Origin of the sequence: Pseudomonas sp. P5_109 (assembly GCF_034009455.1) — a bacterium.
In the GTDB taxonomy this organism is placed as follows: Bacteria; Pseudomonadota; Gammaproteobacteria; order Pseudomonadales; family Pseudomonadaceae; genus Aquipseudomonas.
Map to the genome: position 1 here is coordinate 686,715 of NZ_CP125380.1, position 15,090 is coordinate 701,804.

Sequence of the window (15,090 nt, forward strand, 5' to 3'; positions counted from 1 at the left end):
TCTGTAGGAGCTGGCTTGCCAGCGATGGGGCCCATAAGGGTGAAACGCGGGGGAAGTCTACATTGCTGACCCCTGTACGCATCTCGCCTGTTTCATGATGAAGATGAGGCGCTCTCAGTCTGCCGGGTAAAACGCGACAACAGCACGCGATCCAGCACCCACACCACCACCAGCGAAGCCCCCACCAACGGGAAGGCCACCGCCAGGGCGAACATGATCACCATGGCGGTTTTCCATTTCGGCAGGTCGTGGCGCAGTGGCGGTACGCCGAGTTTTCCTTGCGGGCGACGCTTCCACCAGATCACCACACCGCTGACGGCACTGAGCAGGATCATCAGGCAGATCAGCAGTACGATGATCTGATTGAGCGTGCCGAACATTTTGCCTTCGTGCAGCATCACACCGATTTCCGTGGCGCGGGCGACGGTGCCGTAGTGCTCGAAACGAACATCGGCCAGGACCTTGCCGGTGTATTGATCGATGTGCAGCGTGGCGTCATTGCGCGGGTCGTCAGCGAACACGGCGATGGTGAACACCCCGGTCGCGGTGGTCGGCAGGGTGATGCTGTAACCCGGTTCGACCTTGCGCTCGCTGGCGATGTTTTGCACGTCTTGCAGGCGGATTGTCGGCGCGGCCGGGCCGGCCGATGCACCGTCGTGGGCCATGTGTTCGGCGTGGTCGCCGGACATCGGCATCGGCGTGTTTTCCATGGCCCACGGCACGGTCTGGCGGGTCGCGGTGTTGAGGCTGCGCGCCTCGATATCGGACTTCGGCACGTCATCCCACATGGCTGCCGGAAACACGTTCCACACTTCGGCGTATTGCTTGCCCCAGAAGCCGGTCCAGGTCATGCCGCTGAGCAGCATCACCAGCAGCAGGGACGCGCCCCAGAACCCGGTGACCGCGTGCAGGTCGCGCCACAATACGCGACCACGACTGTTCAGGCGTGGCCACAAGATGCCTGCCGCCTGACCGCGCGGCCACCACAGGAAGATGCCGGACACCACCAGCACCACGCCCCAACCGGCGGCCAGTTCGATCAGTCGATCACCCACGGTGCCGATCATCAGTTCGCCGTGAATCGCACGGGCAATGGCTTGCAGGTTCTTCTTGGCGTCTTGCTCGCCGAGGATATCGCCGTGGTAAGGGTCGACGAAAACATTCAGCTCCTTGCCATCGTTGAGCACGACAAACTGTGCGCTGCGCTCGGCGTTGACCGGCGGCAGGTATTGGGTGACCTGGCCTTGTGGATAAGCCGTTTTCACCCGCGTCAGCAGGTCGTCGGCCGGCACGGTGTGATGCCCGGCCGGGACGTTGAGCAGGCTGCTGTACATCAACGAGTCGAGTTGCGGTTTGAACAGGTAGATGGTGCCGGTCAGGGCCAGCATCACCATGAAGGGCGCCACGAACAATCCGGCATAGAAATGCCAGCGCCAGGCCAGGTTGTAGAAATTCACTTTGGGCTGTTTCATCACGTGTGCTCCGCTTGGCTGGATCTTTTAGTTGTTTGTTTTGCGGTTGCCTTGCAACCGATCGCGGGCAAACCCGCTCCCCTGTAGGAGCGAGCTTGCTCGCGAAGCTTTTAGAAGCTCATGTCCACCTTGGTCCAGAGCGTGCGCCCCGGTTCCTTGATGGCTTGCGGGTCATTGGCGGGGTAGCCGAAACCGGCGTTGCCGGCCAGGTTCAAGTGCTCGGCGTACGCCTTGCCGAACAGGTTGTCGACGCCGCTGCTGACCTTCCAGTTGCTGTTGATCCGATAGGCACCGTTGAGGGAGAACACGCCGAAGCCCGGCGTCTTGTCGAAGTCCTTGCCGACCACGTTGCCCTTGTTCTGGTCGATGCGGTTTTGCGCGGCGACCACTCTCCACAGTGCGCCGGCGCTCCAGTTGTCTTCGCTGTAGGTCAGGCCGAAACGGGCATCCAGCGGCGGCATCTGCGGCAATGCACTGCCATCGCTGCTGTTCTTTCCCCAGGCGTAGGCCAGGGTCGCGTCGGCTTTCCAGTTGTCGGTGAAGTTGTAAGCGGCGCCCAGTTCGCCGCCCATGATTCGCGCGTCGGTGTTCTCGGCTTGCGAGGTCATGCCCATCATCGTCGGGGTGTAGTTGAACAGGATGTAGTCGCGTACCTGCCCGACGTAAGCCGAGGCCCAGGCTTCGAGGGTTTCGGTCTTGTATTGCAGACCGAAATCGAGCTGGGTGGTTTTTTCCGGCTTGATCGAATCGAAGGCATTCACTGAGCCGGCGGGGCCGGAGTTGGGTGAAAACAGCTCCCAGTAATCCGGGAACCGCTGGGTGTGACCGAGGCCGGCATACAGCGTGGTCGGGCTATCGGCCAGGTCGTGCTCGTAGCGGATGAAGCCGCTCGGCAGGGTATCGGCGCGGGTGTCGTCGGCGGTCGGGTTCGGGCGGGTCATCATGCCCGAGCCGGTGGTTTGCCGATAATCCTTGGCCGAGGCGCGGTCCAGGCGTGCGCCGCTGATCAAGCGGTCACGGTCGGCGGCGTACCAGGTCAGTTCGCCGAACACACCGTAGTTATGGAAGTCGGCATCCTTGGTGTACGGCAGGTCCTTGTAGGTGTCGACGCCCATGGCGCTGCGCTGACGATGTTCGTTGGTCTGCGCGTCGATGCCGCTGACCAGCTGCACATCAGCCCAACGCCAGGTGGCCTTGACCCGTGCACCGAGGGTGCGGCGGTCGACGTTGGAGGCCATGGGGCCGGCCATCATTCCGGTGCCGGACGGCGTGCGCAGGGTGTAGTTGTCCATCACGTGGTCGGCGTAGTTGTAGTAGACCTGCGCTTCGACCTTATCCAGTACCTCGCCGATGTTGGACTGCTCGAAACGCAAGCCGAGGCTTTCGCGCAGGAATTGCGCACCATCCATGCCGCGGCCGGCGTACCGGGCATCACCGTCGCCACGGCCGGCGGTCAGTTCCAGCAAGGTGTCGGCATTCGGCGTCCAGCCTAGTGCCACATCGCCGTTCCATTTTTCATAGCGCGACGCCACGGTGTCGTTGTTGCCGTCCTGATAGTCGTCGGAGTGCGCGGTGTTGCCGATGACCCGTATGTAACCCGACTGGCCGCCGGCTGCGGCGTCCACCAGTTTGTCAAAACGGCCGTAGGAGCCGGCCAGCACGCTGGCGTTGACCCGTGTGCCAAGTTCGCCGAAGTGCTCCGGCTCGCGCTCGAACAGGATGGTGCCGGCCGAAGAACCCGGCCCCCACAACACGGTTTGCGGGCCTTTGATCACGGTGAGCTTGTCGTAGGTTTCCGGCGAGATGTACGAGGTCGGGGCATCCATCCGGCCCGGACAGGCACCGAGCATCATGCTGCCGTTGGTGAGGATGTTCAGCCGCGAACCGAACATGCCGCGCAGCACCGGATCGCCGTTGGTGCCGCCATTGCGCACCATGGCGAAGCCGGGGATGGTTTTCAGGTAGTCGGCGCCGTCGCTGGCCGGCACCGGTTGGCGCGGGTCCTTGGGATTGGTGACGATGGTCAAGGGTGAGCTGGGCGCAATGGCGGTAATCACCGTCGGGCTCAATTCTTCACTATGACCGGCATGTTCATCGGCGAGCGCAGAGGGCGCCAGCAAAGCACCGCACAAAATCGCGGTGGCGTGCCTGAAACGAACGCCGGATTCGTTCAGGGCATAAGAGGCTTGGGCAGGGCTCAAGCACGGGACAGCAGAAAAGCTGGACATGACAATTTCCATCGAACAGTCGTAAACGACACGGCCGACAGCCTGCGCAATTCCCTGTAGTAGCGGGCTTGCTCGCGAAGAGGGCGTGTCAGTCAACACAGATGTCGCCTGGCACACCGCTTTCCCGAGCAAGCCCGCTCCCACAGGTTGCTGTGGCTGTCTTGCGGACCGTGTGAAATCAGATGTGAGTGTTTACGCGACGACGGGCGGGGCGCGGGTGCGGGCGCCGGGGAAGAAGGTTTGCCGGGCATGGCCCAGGCGCGGAGAGGGTGTGGTGAAGGTGTTGACGGGCGGGATGACGAAGTTGGCGAAAGACACGCCACCGGTCAGTGCCGGGCAATTGAACAGCAGGCTGCAATAGCCGCACTTTTCCCACAGCACGTGGTGCCCCGGGGCTGGCGGGCAATGCTCGGCAGTGGCTTGCGTGCCATGGTCGGCATGCTCCATCGCCGACATGTCCATGCTCATACCCACTGGCATGGTCATCGACATGGTGCGCGAATCCATCGGCATCGACTGGGAAATCAGCGGACCGATAAAGATCATCAGCATGGCGAACAGGCTGATCCAGCTGCCGCGTGTCAGACTCAATGCCTGATTGCGCGACCTGGATGACCTGGCGCTAAGCGGGCGCATGGGCGTTTTCAGCTCAGGCGATTACGGATTGTGCACGTGCGCTTGCATGCTGTCCGGCGCCTGCTTCTGCACCGCGACTTCGACCGTTACATTACCGGCCTTCTCGAAGTGCAGCGTCATCGGGAAGCGCTTGCCATCAACCAGCAGGCTGCGGTCCTTGAGGCCAAGCAACATCACGTGATAGGCCATCGGGGCGAAAGTGACCTCGCCACCGGCGGGCACTTCCACGCTCGGTACGTGCTGCATTTTCATCACGTCGCCTTGCATCAGGTGCTCATGCAATTGCGCTTCGCCGGCAATGGGGGTGTCGACGCTGAGCAGGCGGTCCGCGGTCTGGCCTTTATTGTCGATCACGAAATACGCCGCGACGGTAGGCGCATTGGGTGGCAATTCCTGGGACCACGGATGAGCGATTTCCAGTGCGCCGACCTTGTATTCGTGGGCATTGGCAAAGCAGGCAGGCAGCAGCAACGCGGCCAGAACGATGAATTTGTTCAACATGGCAGTTCTCCGGAACGATTTAAACGCAGGTCAATTGCGAGAAAAAATCACACCAGAGGGGACGCGCGGGGGTTGAGACTCGGCCATTGCTGGCGCGGTGACGGGCTTTGGAGAGAGGTCGCAGGCAGGCTTCGGTTGGACTCGAAGTGCGCGAAATACATCTGTGGCGTATGCCCTGGCAACGCCACCAATGGCGCCGAACCCGAGCAGCACCAGCAATGCTGCATGTTGGAATGATCGTCGTTTTGCGGGGCTTTCTGTTCAAGGTCGCCGATGGAAATCGCCACCATCCTGGTGCCGCTGGAGCTGCAGAAGCTACCCCACAACAATTGCTCGGCGGATGACTTCGCCGTTTGCGCCATCGCTCCGGACATCGGCATGGCGAGCAGGTTGAACAGCACTGCGAAGCAGGCTATCCAGGCAATTGCGAGCCGTTGTCGGGACATGGGACAAAATCCGTTTGGGTGGGCGATCAGGCGCGGGCTATTTAGCCTGATCAGGGCCGATAAGTAAAAAGGCGACGTGCGGTGTGGTGTCGCAGCGCGATCCTTTCGTAGCTTTAATGATAGTCGTGAATTTCAAAGTGCCAGTAGTGCTTGAGCTTTGTTCAGATTCCGCCGGACTATAGGGTTGGAATCCGGGAATGGATAATCGGCGTGCTCCGAAAGAGCCGTAAGAAAAATCTCGGCGGGTAGGGATCAAGATCAGTCGAAGAGCGACAAGGCGGTCAGGATTTCTGTCACCCTTTCAAACTCCCGATCAACCCCAGGCAACGTCGGCCGTTTCAATACAATCACCGGCAGACCACGCTCACGCGCCACTTCCAGCTTCGGCTCGGTCGCCGTGCTGCCGCTGTTTTTGCTGATCAGCACGTCGATGTTTCGCCGTTCGAACAGCTCACGTTCATCGTCAATCAGGAAAGGCCCCCGTGCGCCGATCACTTCGCAGCGCTCGTTGCCCGGATACACGTCCAGTGCGCGCAGGGTCCAGAATTGCTCCGGGGGAATTTCATCCAGGTGTTGCAGGGGCTCGCGACCGAGGGTGAACAGCGGCCGGCGGAAAAGCTTCAGGGCTTCGATCAGTTCGCCCCAATCGGCGACTTCCCGCCAGTCGTCTCCCACCTGGGCTTGCCAGGCCGGACGCCGTAGCGCCCAGCAGGGAACGCCGCTCAAGTGCGCGGCAGTCGCGGCGTTCTGGCTGATCTGGGCGGCGTAGGGGTGAGTGGCGTCGAGCAGCAGATCGATCCCTTCATCGCGAATGAATTGCGCCAGGCCCTCGGCACCGCCGTAGCCGCCGACACGAACCTGGCATTGCAGATCGGTCGGCACCCGACCGACCCCGGCCAGGCTGTAGATATGCTGCGGTCCCAGCGTGCGGGCAATCGCCATGGCTTCGGTCACACCGCCGAGCAACAGGATGCGCTTCATTGAAAAGCTCCCGCATGGCCGACAATCCCGCCCTGGCGATCGATGGCAAAGACTTCCACCTGGACCTGAGTCGGCACCACGCTGCGGGCAAAATCCAGGGCGTGCTGACAGACTGCATCACCCAGGGCGACCCCGGCGGCGGCGGCCATGGCCAATGCCTGCTGGCTGGTGTTGGCCTCGCGGATGCTCTGCTGCAACGCCGCATCGGCGCCGACCTGCGCTGCCCATAGCGCCAGTTGCGGCAGATCGATACTCGAATGGCGACTGTGCAGATCCATATGCCCGGCCGCCAGTTTGCTGATCTTGCCGAAACCACCGCACAGGCTGAGTTTATCCACAGGGACTTTGCGCAGGTGCTTGAGCACGGCGCCAACGAAGTCGCCCATTTCGATCAGGGCGATTTCCGGCAGGTTGTAGACCCGGCGCATGGTGTCTTCGCTGGCATTGCCGGTGCAGGCGGCGATGTGCAGGTAACCGTTGGTTTTCGCCACGTCGATCCCCTGATGGATCGAGGCGATGTAGGCCGCGCAGGAAAATGGCCGGACGATGCCGCTGGTGCCAAGGATCGACAGGCCACCAAGAATGCCCAGGCGCGGGTTCATGGTTTTCAGTGCCAGTGCCTCGCCGTCCTCGACATTGACCGTGACCTCGAAACCACCGCTGTAGCCGAGTTCGTCGGCCAGACGGGCCAAGTGTTCGCTGATCATTTTGCGTGGCACCGGGTTGATCGCGGGCTCGCCGACACCCAGCACCAGCCCGGGCCGGGTCACGGTGCCCACGCCGCGGCCGGCATGGAAGCGAGTCCCCGGCTCGGGGCTCAGGCGCACCTGGGAGTAGAGCAGGGCGCCGTGGGTCACGTCGGGATCGTCACCGGCATCCTTGAGGGTTCCCGCTTCGGCGCCGTCCCCGGTGAGGCGACAGAATTCCAGGCGCATCTGCACCTGCTTGCCTTTGGGCAGCACGATTTCCACTGCATCGGCCGATGTGCCATCCAGCAGCAGGCGCGCGGCGGCGAGGCTGGTAGCCGTGGCGCAACTTCCGGTGGTCAGGCCACTGCGCAGGGGGGCGGGTTGTTCGGCGGTTTCGTCACGCATCGAAGGGTTTCGTCACGTCCAGCAAGGTAATCGGCAAGGCCTGGCGCCAGGTGTCGAAGTCGCCCAGCGGTTGTGCCTGCGCGATATGAATGCGGGTCAACTCCCCGCCATGTTGCTCGCGCCAGGTCATCAGGGTCATTTCACTTTGCAGGGTGACCGCGTTGGCAATCAACCGGCCGCCGGGCTTGAGTTCGGCCCAGCAGGTATCGAGCACGCCTTCGCGGGTGACACCGCCACCGATGAAAATCGCATCCGGCCGCTCCAGCCCGGCCAATGCCTGTGGCGCGCTGCCGCGAACCAGTTGCAGGCCGGGAACGCCGAGGGCATCGCGGTTGTGTTCGATCAACGCTTGTCGGCCCGCATCGGCTTCGATGGCCAGCGCGCGACAACTTGGGTGAGCGCGCATCCATTCGATGCCAATCGAGCCGCTGCCGGCACCGACGTCCCACAACAACTCGCCGGGGACTGGGGCCAGGCGCGCGAGGGTGATGGCGCGCACATCGCGTTTAGTCAGTTGGCCGTCGTGTTGGAAGGCCGAGTCCGGCAGGCCGGCCAGTCGCGACAGGCGTAGCGTGTTCGGCTCGGCGATGCACTCGATGGCGATCAGGTTCAAGTCGGCGATCAGCGGATCGTTCCAGCCGCTGGCGATACCGTCGACACGCCGCTCGGCTTCCCCGCCCAGGTGCTCCAGCACGGTGAGGCGGCTAGGGCCGAAGCCACGTTCGCGCAACAGTGCAGCGATGGCGGCGGGACTGCGGCCGTCGTTGCTCAATACCAGCAAGCGCACGCCGCTGGACAGGTGGGCGTTGAGTGCGGCGACAGGCCGGGCCACCACCGACAGAGTGACCACATCCTGCAGGGGCCAACCCATTCGCGCTGCGGCCAGTGAGCAGGAGGACGGCGCGGGAAGCGTCAGCATTTCGGCCGCGGGGAGTTGCCGGGCGAGGCTGGCGCCGACGCCGAAGAACATCGGATCGCCGCTGGCCAGCACGCAAACGGGTTCGCCACGGTGTGCCAGCAGCGACTCAAGGGAGAAAGGACTTGGCCACGGCTGGCGCTCGCCGCGTATGCACGGCGGGAGCAAATCCAGATGCCTTTGGCCGCCGAAGATTTTCGAGGCGCGCAACAGCGCATGCCGGGCGTTCTTGCCCAGGCCCTTGAAACCGTCTTCGCCGATGCCTACTACCGTCAGCCAGGGTGCCATGCCGTTCCTCTATCACGCGTTCAACCTTGTAGGGCGGCATGATAGCGCGGGTTCCTTGAGCTGACTGCCTTCTCTTCCCGACCGGAGTCTTTTCATGCAGCGAAGTAAAGCAGGCATAATACCGCGCACTTTCGCCGTGAATCGCCTCGCCACCTGAACGGGTCCGCCTTGAACCAACGTCCGCTGTCCACTGCCTTACGTCCCTCGGCCTGTCCGGGGTTGTTGCGTATTGTCCCGGCACTGGATGGCGGCATTTGCCGGATCAAGTTGAACGGTGGCTCGATCAACAGCGACCAGGCCGAGGCCGTGGCGTTGGCGGCGGAGCATTTCGCCAGCGGAGCGATCGAGGCGACCAATCGGGCCAACCTGCAGATCCGCGGCATCGTCAGCGAGCAAACGGCGTTGATCGACAACCTGCTGGCCGCCGATCTGGGACCGCAAAACGCGGCGGGCGACGATGTACGCAACCTGATGCTCAGCCCCGGTGCCGGGATCGATCGACGCATGCTGTTCGACACTCGCCCGCTGGCCGGGCAGATCCTCGCCACATTGCAAAGCCACGAAGCTTTTCACGATCTCAGTGCCAAGTTCGCCGTGCAGCTGGATGGCGGTGAAGACCTGGCGATGCTCGAACATCCCCATGACCTGTGGCTCTCTGCGTTTGCGCAAAACGGCGAGCAGCGGCTGGCGTTTGGTTTGGCGGGGTGCCCGACGGACAGACCCGCCGCTTCGATTGCTCTCGCTGACGGGCACGCGCTGGTGGTGGCGGTCCTGGAATTGTTCCTTGAACTGGCGCGTCCCGAGCAGACGCGTATGCGTCATTTGCTGGCCGAGTACTCGGTCGAGGGCCTTCTGCTTCGGTTGGCTGGGCGTGTATCGCTGCAAGCGGTCGTCGATTGGCAGCGGGTTTCGGGTGGCGCTGATTTGCACATTGGCGCACATCCCCAGGCCGAGCCTGGTGTTGTCTATGTAGGGGCTGTCCCGCCGTTGGGGCGGCTCGATCCGACGATGCTGCGCGGTGTGGCACAACTGGCACGCGAGTTCGGTGATTCCAGTCTGCGCTTCACGCCCTGGCAAAGCCTGCTGCTGCCCAACGTCCGCGCGAAAAACGCCGCTGAGGTCATTCGGCAATTGCAATGTCTGGGCTTGCAGTGCGAAGCCGATCAACCCTTGTCCCGGTTGATCGCCTGCACCGGCTCAAACGGCTGTGGTAAAGGCCTGGCCGAGACCAAGGGCGATGCCCTGAAACTGGCCGCGCTGCTGCACCGCCATGGACCGGCGCTGAACATACACCTGAGTGGCTGTCCGCGTTCCTGCGCTGCCGCACATACCGCGCCCGTCACACTGTTGGCCGTTGCCCCCGGCCACTACGATCTCTATTTTCGCGATGCAGCGCAGCCGGGTTTCGGCGTGCTGCACGCACACAACCTTACTATTGAAGCGGTCGCGACCTTGCTCGACGCCCGCTCACGGAGCCCCCTTGATGCTTGATTACATCCGCGACGGTCAGGAGATCTATCGCAACTCCTTCGCGATCATTCGCGCCGAGGCCAACCTCGAGCGCATTCCGGCCGATCTGGAGAAACTCGCCGTTCGTGTGATTCACGCCTGCGGCATGGTCGAGGCCATCGACGGTTTGCAGTTTTCCGAAGGGGCGGGCAAGGCCGGGCGTGATGCGCTGGCGGCCGGCGCGCCGATTTTGTGCGATGCGCGGATGGTCTCCGAAGGTGTGACCCGCGCGCGCCTGCCGGCGAACAATGCGGTGATCTGCACCTTGCGCGACGAGAGCGTTCCGGAACTGGCCCGTGAATTGGGCAATACCCGCTCAGCCGCAGCGTTGGAGCTGTGGCGTCCACATCTGGAAGGCAGTGTAGTGGTCATAGGCAACGCTCCGACGGCGCTGTTTTACCTGCTGGAAATGCTCGACGCCGGTGCGCCGAAGCCGGCGCTGATCCTCGGTTTTCCAGTGGGCTTTGTCGGCGCCGCCGAATCCAAGGCTGCGCTGGCGGCTGACAGCCGCGGCGTGCCTTTTGTCATCATGCAAGGCCGGCTGGGCGGTAGCGCCATGGCCGCCGCCGCTGTCAATGCCCTCGCCACGGAGATCGAATGATGCAGCAACCTGGACGTTTGATCGGTCTCGGCGTCGGCCCTGGTGATCCGGAACTGATTACAGTCAAGGCGCTGCGGTTGCTGCGCGAGTCGCCTGTAGTGGCGTACTTCGTCGCCAAGGGCAAGAAAGGCAACGCCTTCGGCATCATCGAAGCGCATCTGCAGGAAGCACAGAATCTGTTGCCACTGGTGTACCCGGTGACCACCGAAGCCTTGCCGGCGCCGTTGTCCTACGAGCAAGTGATCAGCGACTTTTATGATGACGCTGCGCAAGAGCTGGCGGCGCATCTGGATGCCGGCCGCGATGTGGCGGTGATCTGTGAGGGCGATCCGTTTTTCTACGGCTCCTACATGTACCTGCACGACCGGCTCGCCGAGCGTTATCAGGCTGAAGTCGTGCCCGGTGTGTGCTCCATGCTGGGTGGTGCCTCGGTGCTCGGTGCACCGCTGGTGTATCGCAATCAGAGTTTGTCGGTGCTGTCCGGTGTGTTGCCGCATGACGAACTCAAGCGTCGCCTGGCCGATGCCGATGCGGCCGTCGTCATGAAACTGGGGCGCAACTTTCCCAAGGTTCGCCAGGTGCTGGAAGAACTCGGTCTGGCCGAGCGTGCGCTGTACGTCGAACGCGCGACCATGGCCAATCAGAAGATCGTGCCGCTGGATCAGGTCGAGCCGATGTCCTCGCCGTATTTCTCGTTGATCATCGTTCCCGGCGAAAGGTGGCAAGGCTGATGACCCGTCCAGTTCCGGCGATTGTCATTCTTGGCAATGGCAGCCTCGCGACCGCGCGCCGTATTCAGCAGGTGTACCCCGAAGCCCAGATCCTTGGCCTGGCCGAACGGGTCGAAGGCGCGGATCGGGTCTATCACGAATTCGGCGCGACCCTGCGCGAGCTCTATCAACAGGGCACACCGATCATTGCCCTGTGCGCGGCCGGGATCGTGATTCGCACGCTGGCGCCCTTGTTGCTGGAAAAAGGCGCCGAACCACCGGTATTGGCGGTGGCCGAAGACGGCAGCGCCGTGGTTCCACTGCTAGGCGGTCTCGGTGGGGTGAATGTGATGGCGCGCGAGATTGCCGCCACGCTTGAAGTCGCTGCGGCGATCACCACCAGCGGCGAGTTGCGTTTTGGCACCTGCCTGCTCAATCCGCCCAGCGGCTATGCCTTGGGCGATCTGGAACTGGGCAAGCGTTTCGTTTCCGATTTGCTCGCCGGGGAAACGGTGCGCATTGAGGGTAAGGCCCCGTGGCTGGCGCAGGCGCAGTTGCCTGAAGATGCGCAGGCCCGATTGGCGGTGCACGTCAGTCATGCCGAACGGGCACCCGCAGCCAATGAACTGTTGATCTACCCGCGCAATGTGGTGGTCGCTGTTGAGGTTGGTCTGGTTAACGTAGCGGTGGTAGTTCGCGAGGTATTGCATCAGGCCAAAATCGCCGTGCAGTCGCTGGCCTGTCTGTTGGCCGCCGATACCGAAATGGCCAGTCCGGCGCTGCGTGAAGCGGCGCTTGAGTTGGGCGTGCCGTTGCGCTTTGGCCAGACTGGGAAGGTCCTTGGCGAACGTCTGCGTACTGCCGTGGGTCAACCTGTTTCCCTGCTTGGTAACGACACCGTTGCCATTGCGATAGCAGAGCAGCCGCTGGACTCGTTGCAGATTGGCCGGCCTCGTGGACGGTTGGCGGTGATCGGCCTTGGGCCGGGCGCTGCTGAACTGATGGTGCCGGCAGTGAAGGCGGAGCTGGCCCGCGCCAACGATGTATTGGGCTACGAAACCTACGTGCGCATGGCTGGGCCGTTTCGCGCCGATCAGGTGCTGCATTGCACCGACAACCGCGAAGAGATGCAGCGCGCCCGTCACGCTTTCGAACTGGCGGCCCAGGGACGTTCGGTGGTGGTGGTTTCTTCGGGGGATCCGGGGGTTTTTGCCATGGCCGCGGCGGTGCTGGAGGCGCTGCACGAATCCACTGACGTCCATTGGCACAACGTCGATCTCGAGATTTTGCCGGGAGTTTCCGCCTCGCTGGCGACGGCTGCCCAGGCCGGCGCACCGCTGGGGCATGACTTCTGTGTGCTGTCGCTCTCGGATAACCTCAAGCCTTGGTCGATTATCGAGAAACGCCTGGATTTGGCCGCTCAAGCCGATCTGGCCCTGGCCTTCTACAACCCGATCTCCCGTTCACGGCCGTGGCAGTTAGGGAGGGCGTTAGAGATAGTCGCCGAGCATCGCGCGCCTGAAACACCAGTGGTCCTGGGTCGGGACATTGGTCGTCCGGGCCAGACCTTGCGCGTTACGACGCTGGGGCAGTTGACCCCGGATCAGGTTGACATGCGCACCATGGTGCTGATCGGCTCGTCCACCACCTGCTCTTTCCCTCGTCCTGGGGGGGGCGAATGGGTCTACACGCCGCGTTGGTATGGCGACAAACCCGCTTCCTGAATCAAGACGCCTCTTTGGAGGCGTTTTTTTTGCGAAGAATCCTGCATCAACAAGTTTCTGGTTTGTGGGTTTTTTTCTGGAAATATAAGTTTAAATATTGAAAGTATTTATAAGTGGCTGTTTTGATATTGTGTGGTGTGCCTGTTGATAACGATTTCTTGGCGTATGTTTTTATATGTCGGGAATTTCGTTGTTTCGATAGGGTGTGCAATATGTGTTAGTGGAGAGCAATAAATATGGATTTTGATTTTTCTGTTATCCCTAATCTTGAACAACGCCTTGAGTTTATTCTGAGTATGGACCTTCTTCGTGTCCAGCGTTCAGGCAAGATCAGGAAGTTTGCCGTTGGCGATAACGTCGGGGCATATGATGATCGAGCGCAAAGTGCGATGTTGATTGGCAGAACGCTGCTGGGCTGTATGGCAGGCTTGAGCCGGGAAGAAAAGAAAGAAATCAAGAACAGCATCAAGATTGCCAGTCTGCTGTGTGATACATACGAAAATGAGGAACTTGGTCTTGGCGATTGGCTGAATCGCTACGCGAGAACGCTTAATCATTTTGGATGGTATTCGGATCGACATCCGGGTGAAAAAGTTTATAAGGACCTGTCCAGTACAGTTTCCGGGAAAATGATTGAAACGGTTCGGCAACTGGGTAACGAACCCATGCTGACCAACAGTATAGCGGCATTCAAGGCGCTGGAATCTGACTCTCGTGGGCTGACGGCTTATGCCGGAGCTACGCTGTACGGCAAATCCTTTCAAGTTGCACCAGCAGGGCGTGATAGTAAGGGGAGACTGACGATGGAGCTTAATCATGCGCGGTTGAACGTCAAGCGAAAAACCGAGAGTTTCCTGTTTGTCAGTTGGCAGAAGGGTGAGGCCGAGTTGCAGCATAATTACCGAAGCTTTTATCTCGACAGAAACGCTTACGCGGAAACGAAACAGGAATTGGAGGCTGTCCTCGAGGAAAACGATATGGCCGAAATCGAGCTAAGGCTTTGAAAGCACGTTGCCGCTATTTTGTAAGTAGTGGTTGTTGTGATTTGTTGTGTGTCGTTTTTAAATTTGGCCGGTATTGACACTCAGTTGTGAATTGATTAGCTTTGGTTTTGGGCCGGGATTGGCTCTTTTAATACATTATATGGATATTCAAAATGACTAATATTACTGCAGTAGAAATGAACGAAGCGCAATGTCTGGAGTTTATCGAGGAAAGTCTGAATGAAACTTTGCCTGTCATTCAGCAGCAGAACTCCGGTGGACGAGTTCGCCGTGCCGCCGGCGGGGTTATTGATACCGATAAGTTGAATGCGGCAATTCTAAACTCCACGATGGTTTCGTTACCCGTGGGCATGAGTTCCCGCAATAAAACAATCATAAAGCGAACCTTTTTGTTTGCCGACCTGTCTGCGCAGATCAAGTTTCCCAACGAGCAAGATCAGGTTCAACGCTGGGAACACATGCTTAAAGGGATGCGGGTCATGGGCTGGACCATGTTCGGCAACCCGACGATCAATTACCAGGAGTCGGCGAGCGGCCTGCTAATGTCCAACCTGGTGCTGGACATTGCCAAATCGATGATAGGCGGTCTTGGCGGTGGTCTAGGACCTATCTTGAAGCTAGGGGCGGAAAAGGCGATCGAAGGTCTGCAAGCCAATAAAGAAGCATTGAAGCTCTATGAAAATAACGGCAAGAAAGGCGATGGCGCAAACTTCGGTCTCGCAAGCTGTGCACAGGATAGCGATGGTGAAGTCAGCCTGGTGATGAGCGCTATCAGTTATTACACCACGTCCGGAAATACCAAGATCGCTTTCTTTGACAAGACCTCTTCATCTGGCAGGTTGTTTCAATCCAAGGGTGTTTTCAGCATCCATGCCGATGACTATACCGAGAGGAAGGAGGATGCAGCCAACAAGTTCTATGAGGCTGTCGATAAGCGTCTGGAAATGGAGTTTGGTATCTGATTTCCAGTCTGGTCAGGT

Annotated in this window: 14 protein-coding genes; 6 read left to right on the top strand and 8 right to left on the bottom strand. The window is 60.7% G+C overall.

Annotated features, from left to right (window positions below; genetic code table 11):
* Positions 1-92: 92 nt before the first annotated feature.
* From QMK54_RS02960 to cbiE, 8 genes are all read right to left on the bottom strand, one after another.
* Positions 93-1,472 carry a PepSY domain-containing protein gene (locus QMK54_RS02960; RefSeq protein WP_320402032.1) on the bottom strand — a complete coding sequence of 460 codons (1,380 nt, stop codon included), beginning with the start codon at positions 1,470-1,472 and terminating at the stop codon, positions 93-95.
* A gap of 110 nt (positions 1,473-1,582) precedes the next feature.
* Positions 1,583-3,700, bottom strand: a complete 2,118-nt coding sequence (locus QMK54_RS02965; RefSeq protein WP_110657389.1) for a TonB-dependent copper receptor — start codon at positions 3,698-3,700, stop codon at positions 1,583-1,585.
* Positions 3,701-3,892: 192 nt separating this feature from the next.
* Positions 3,893-4,336: a DUF2946 domain-containing protein gene (locus tag QMK54_RS02970; protein ID WP_320402033.1), complete on the bottom strand. Its 444-nt coding sequence runs from the start codon at positions 4,334-4,336 to the stop codon at positions 3,893-3,895.
* Between the two features lie 21 nt (positions 4,337-4,357).
* Positions 4,358-4,837: a copper chaperone PCu(A)C gene (locus QMK54_RS02975; RefSeq protein ID WP_320402034.1), complete on the bottom strand. Its 480-nt coding sequence runs from the start codon at positions 4,835-4,837 to the stop codon at positions 4,358-4,360.
* Between the two features lie 47 nt (positions 4,838-4,884).
* Complete coding sequence (locus QMK54_RS02980) at positions 4,885-5,283, bottom strand: DUF2946 domain-containing protein (RefSeq protein WP_110657383.1); 399 nt, start codon at positions 5,281-5,283, stop codon at positions 4,885-4,887.
* A 258-nt stretch (positions 5,284-5,541) separates the two neighbouring features.
* Positions 5,542-6,264 (bottom strand): cobalt-precorrin-6A reductase, encoded by a 723-nt coding sequence (locus tag QMK54_RS02985; RefSeq protein WP_320402035.1) that lies wholly within the window; start codon positions 6,262-6,264, stop codon positions 5,542-5,544.
* On the bottom strand, positions 6,261-7,358 hold the full coding sequence (locus QMK54_RS02990; RefSeq protein ID WP_110657379.1) for a cobalt-precorrin-5B (C(1))-methyltransferase: 1,098 nt from the start codon (positions 7,356-7,358) through the stop codon (positions 6,261-6,263). Before QMK54_RS02990 ends, QMK54_RS02985 begins: the two co-directional genes overlap by 4 nt.
* The gene (gene cbiE / locus QMK54_RS02995) at positions 7,351-8,562 is read right to left on the bottom strand and encodes a precorrin-6y C5,15-methyltransferase (decarboxylating) subunit CbiE (RefSeq protein ID WP_320402036.1); all 1,212 of its coding nucleotides are present in this window, start codon (positions 8,560-8,562) and stop codon (positions 7,351-7,353) included. Before cbiE ends, QMK54_RS02990 begins: the two co-directional genes overlap by 8 nt.
* Positions 8,563-8,745: 183 nt before the next feature.
* Between cbiE and cobG the strand changes: the two genes are divergently transcribed.
* From cobG to QMK54_RS03025, 6 genes are all read left to right on the top strand, one after another.
* Positions 8,746-10,053, top strand: coding sequence for a precorrin-3B synthase (gene cobG / locus QMK54_RS03000; RefSeq protein ID WP_320402885.1), 1,308 nt, complete (start codon positions 8,746-8,748; stop codon positions 10,051-10,053).
* Positions 10,046-10,672: a precorrin-8X methylmutase gene (locus tag QMK54_RS03005; RefSeq protein WP_320402037.1), complete on the top strand. Its 627-nt coding sequence runs from the start codon at positions 10,046-10,048 to the stop codon at positions 10,670-10,672. The genes cobG and QMK54_RS03005 overlap by 8 nt, the downstream gene beginning before the upstream one ends.
* Positions 10,672-11,403, top strand: a complete 732-nt coding sequence (locus QMK54_RS03010; RefSeq protein ID WP_110657399.1) for a precorrin-2 C(20)-methyltransferase — start codon at positions 10,672-10,674, stop codon at positions 11,401-11,403. The genes QMK54_RS03005 and QMK54_RS03010 overlap by 1 nt, the downstream gene beginning before the upstream one ends.
* Entirely contained in the window at positions 11,403-13,106 is a 1,704-nt protein-coding gene (gene cobJ / locus QMK54_RS03015) for a precorrin-3B C(17)-methyltransferase (protein ID WP_320402038.1), read from the top strand. The genes QMK54_RS03010 and cobJ overlap by 1 nt, the downstream gene beginning before the upstream one ends.
* 236 nt (positions 13,107-13,342) lie before the next feature.
* Complete coding sequence (locus QMK54_RS03020; RefSeq protein WP_320402039.1) at positions 13,343-14,110, top strand: hypothetical protein; 768 nt, start codon at positions 13,343-13,345, stop codon at positions 14,108-14,110.
* Positions 14,111-14,262: 152 nt separating this feature from the next.
* Positions 14,263-15,072, top strand: coding sequence for a hypothetical protein (locus tag QMK54_RS03025; RefSeq protein WP_223594017.1), 810 nt, complete (start codon positions 14,263-14,265; stop codon positions 15,070-15,072).
* Positions 15,073-15,090 lie beyond the last annotated feature (18 nt).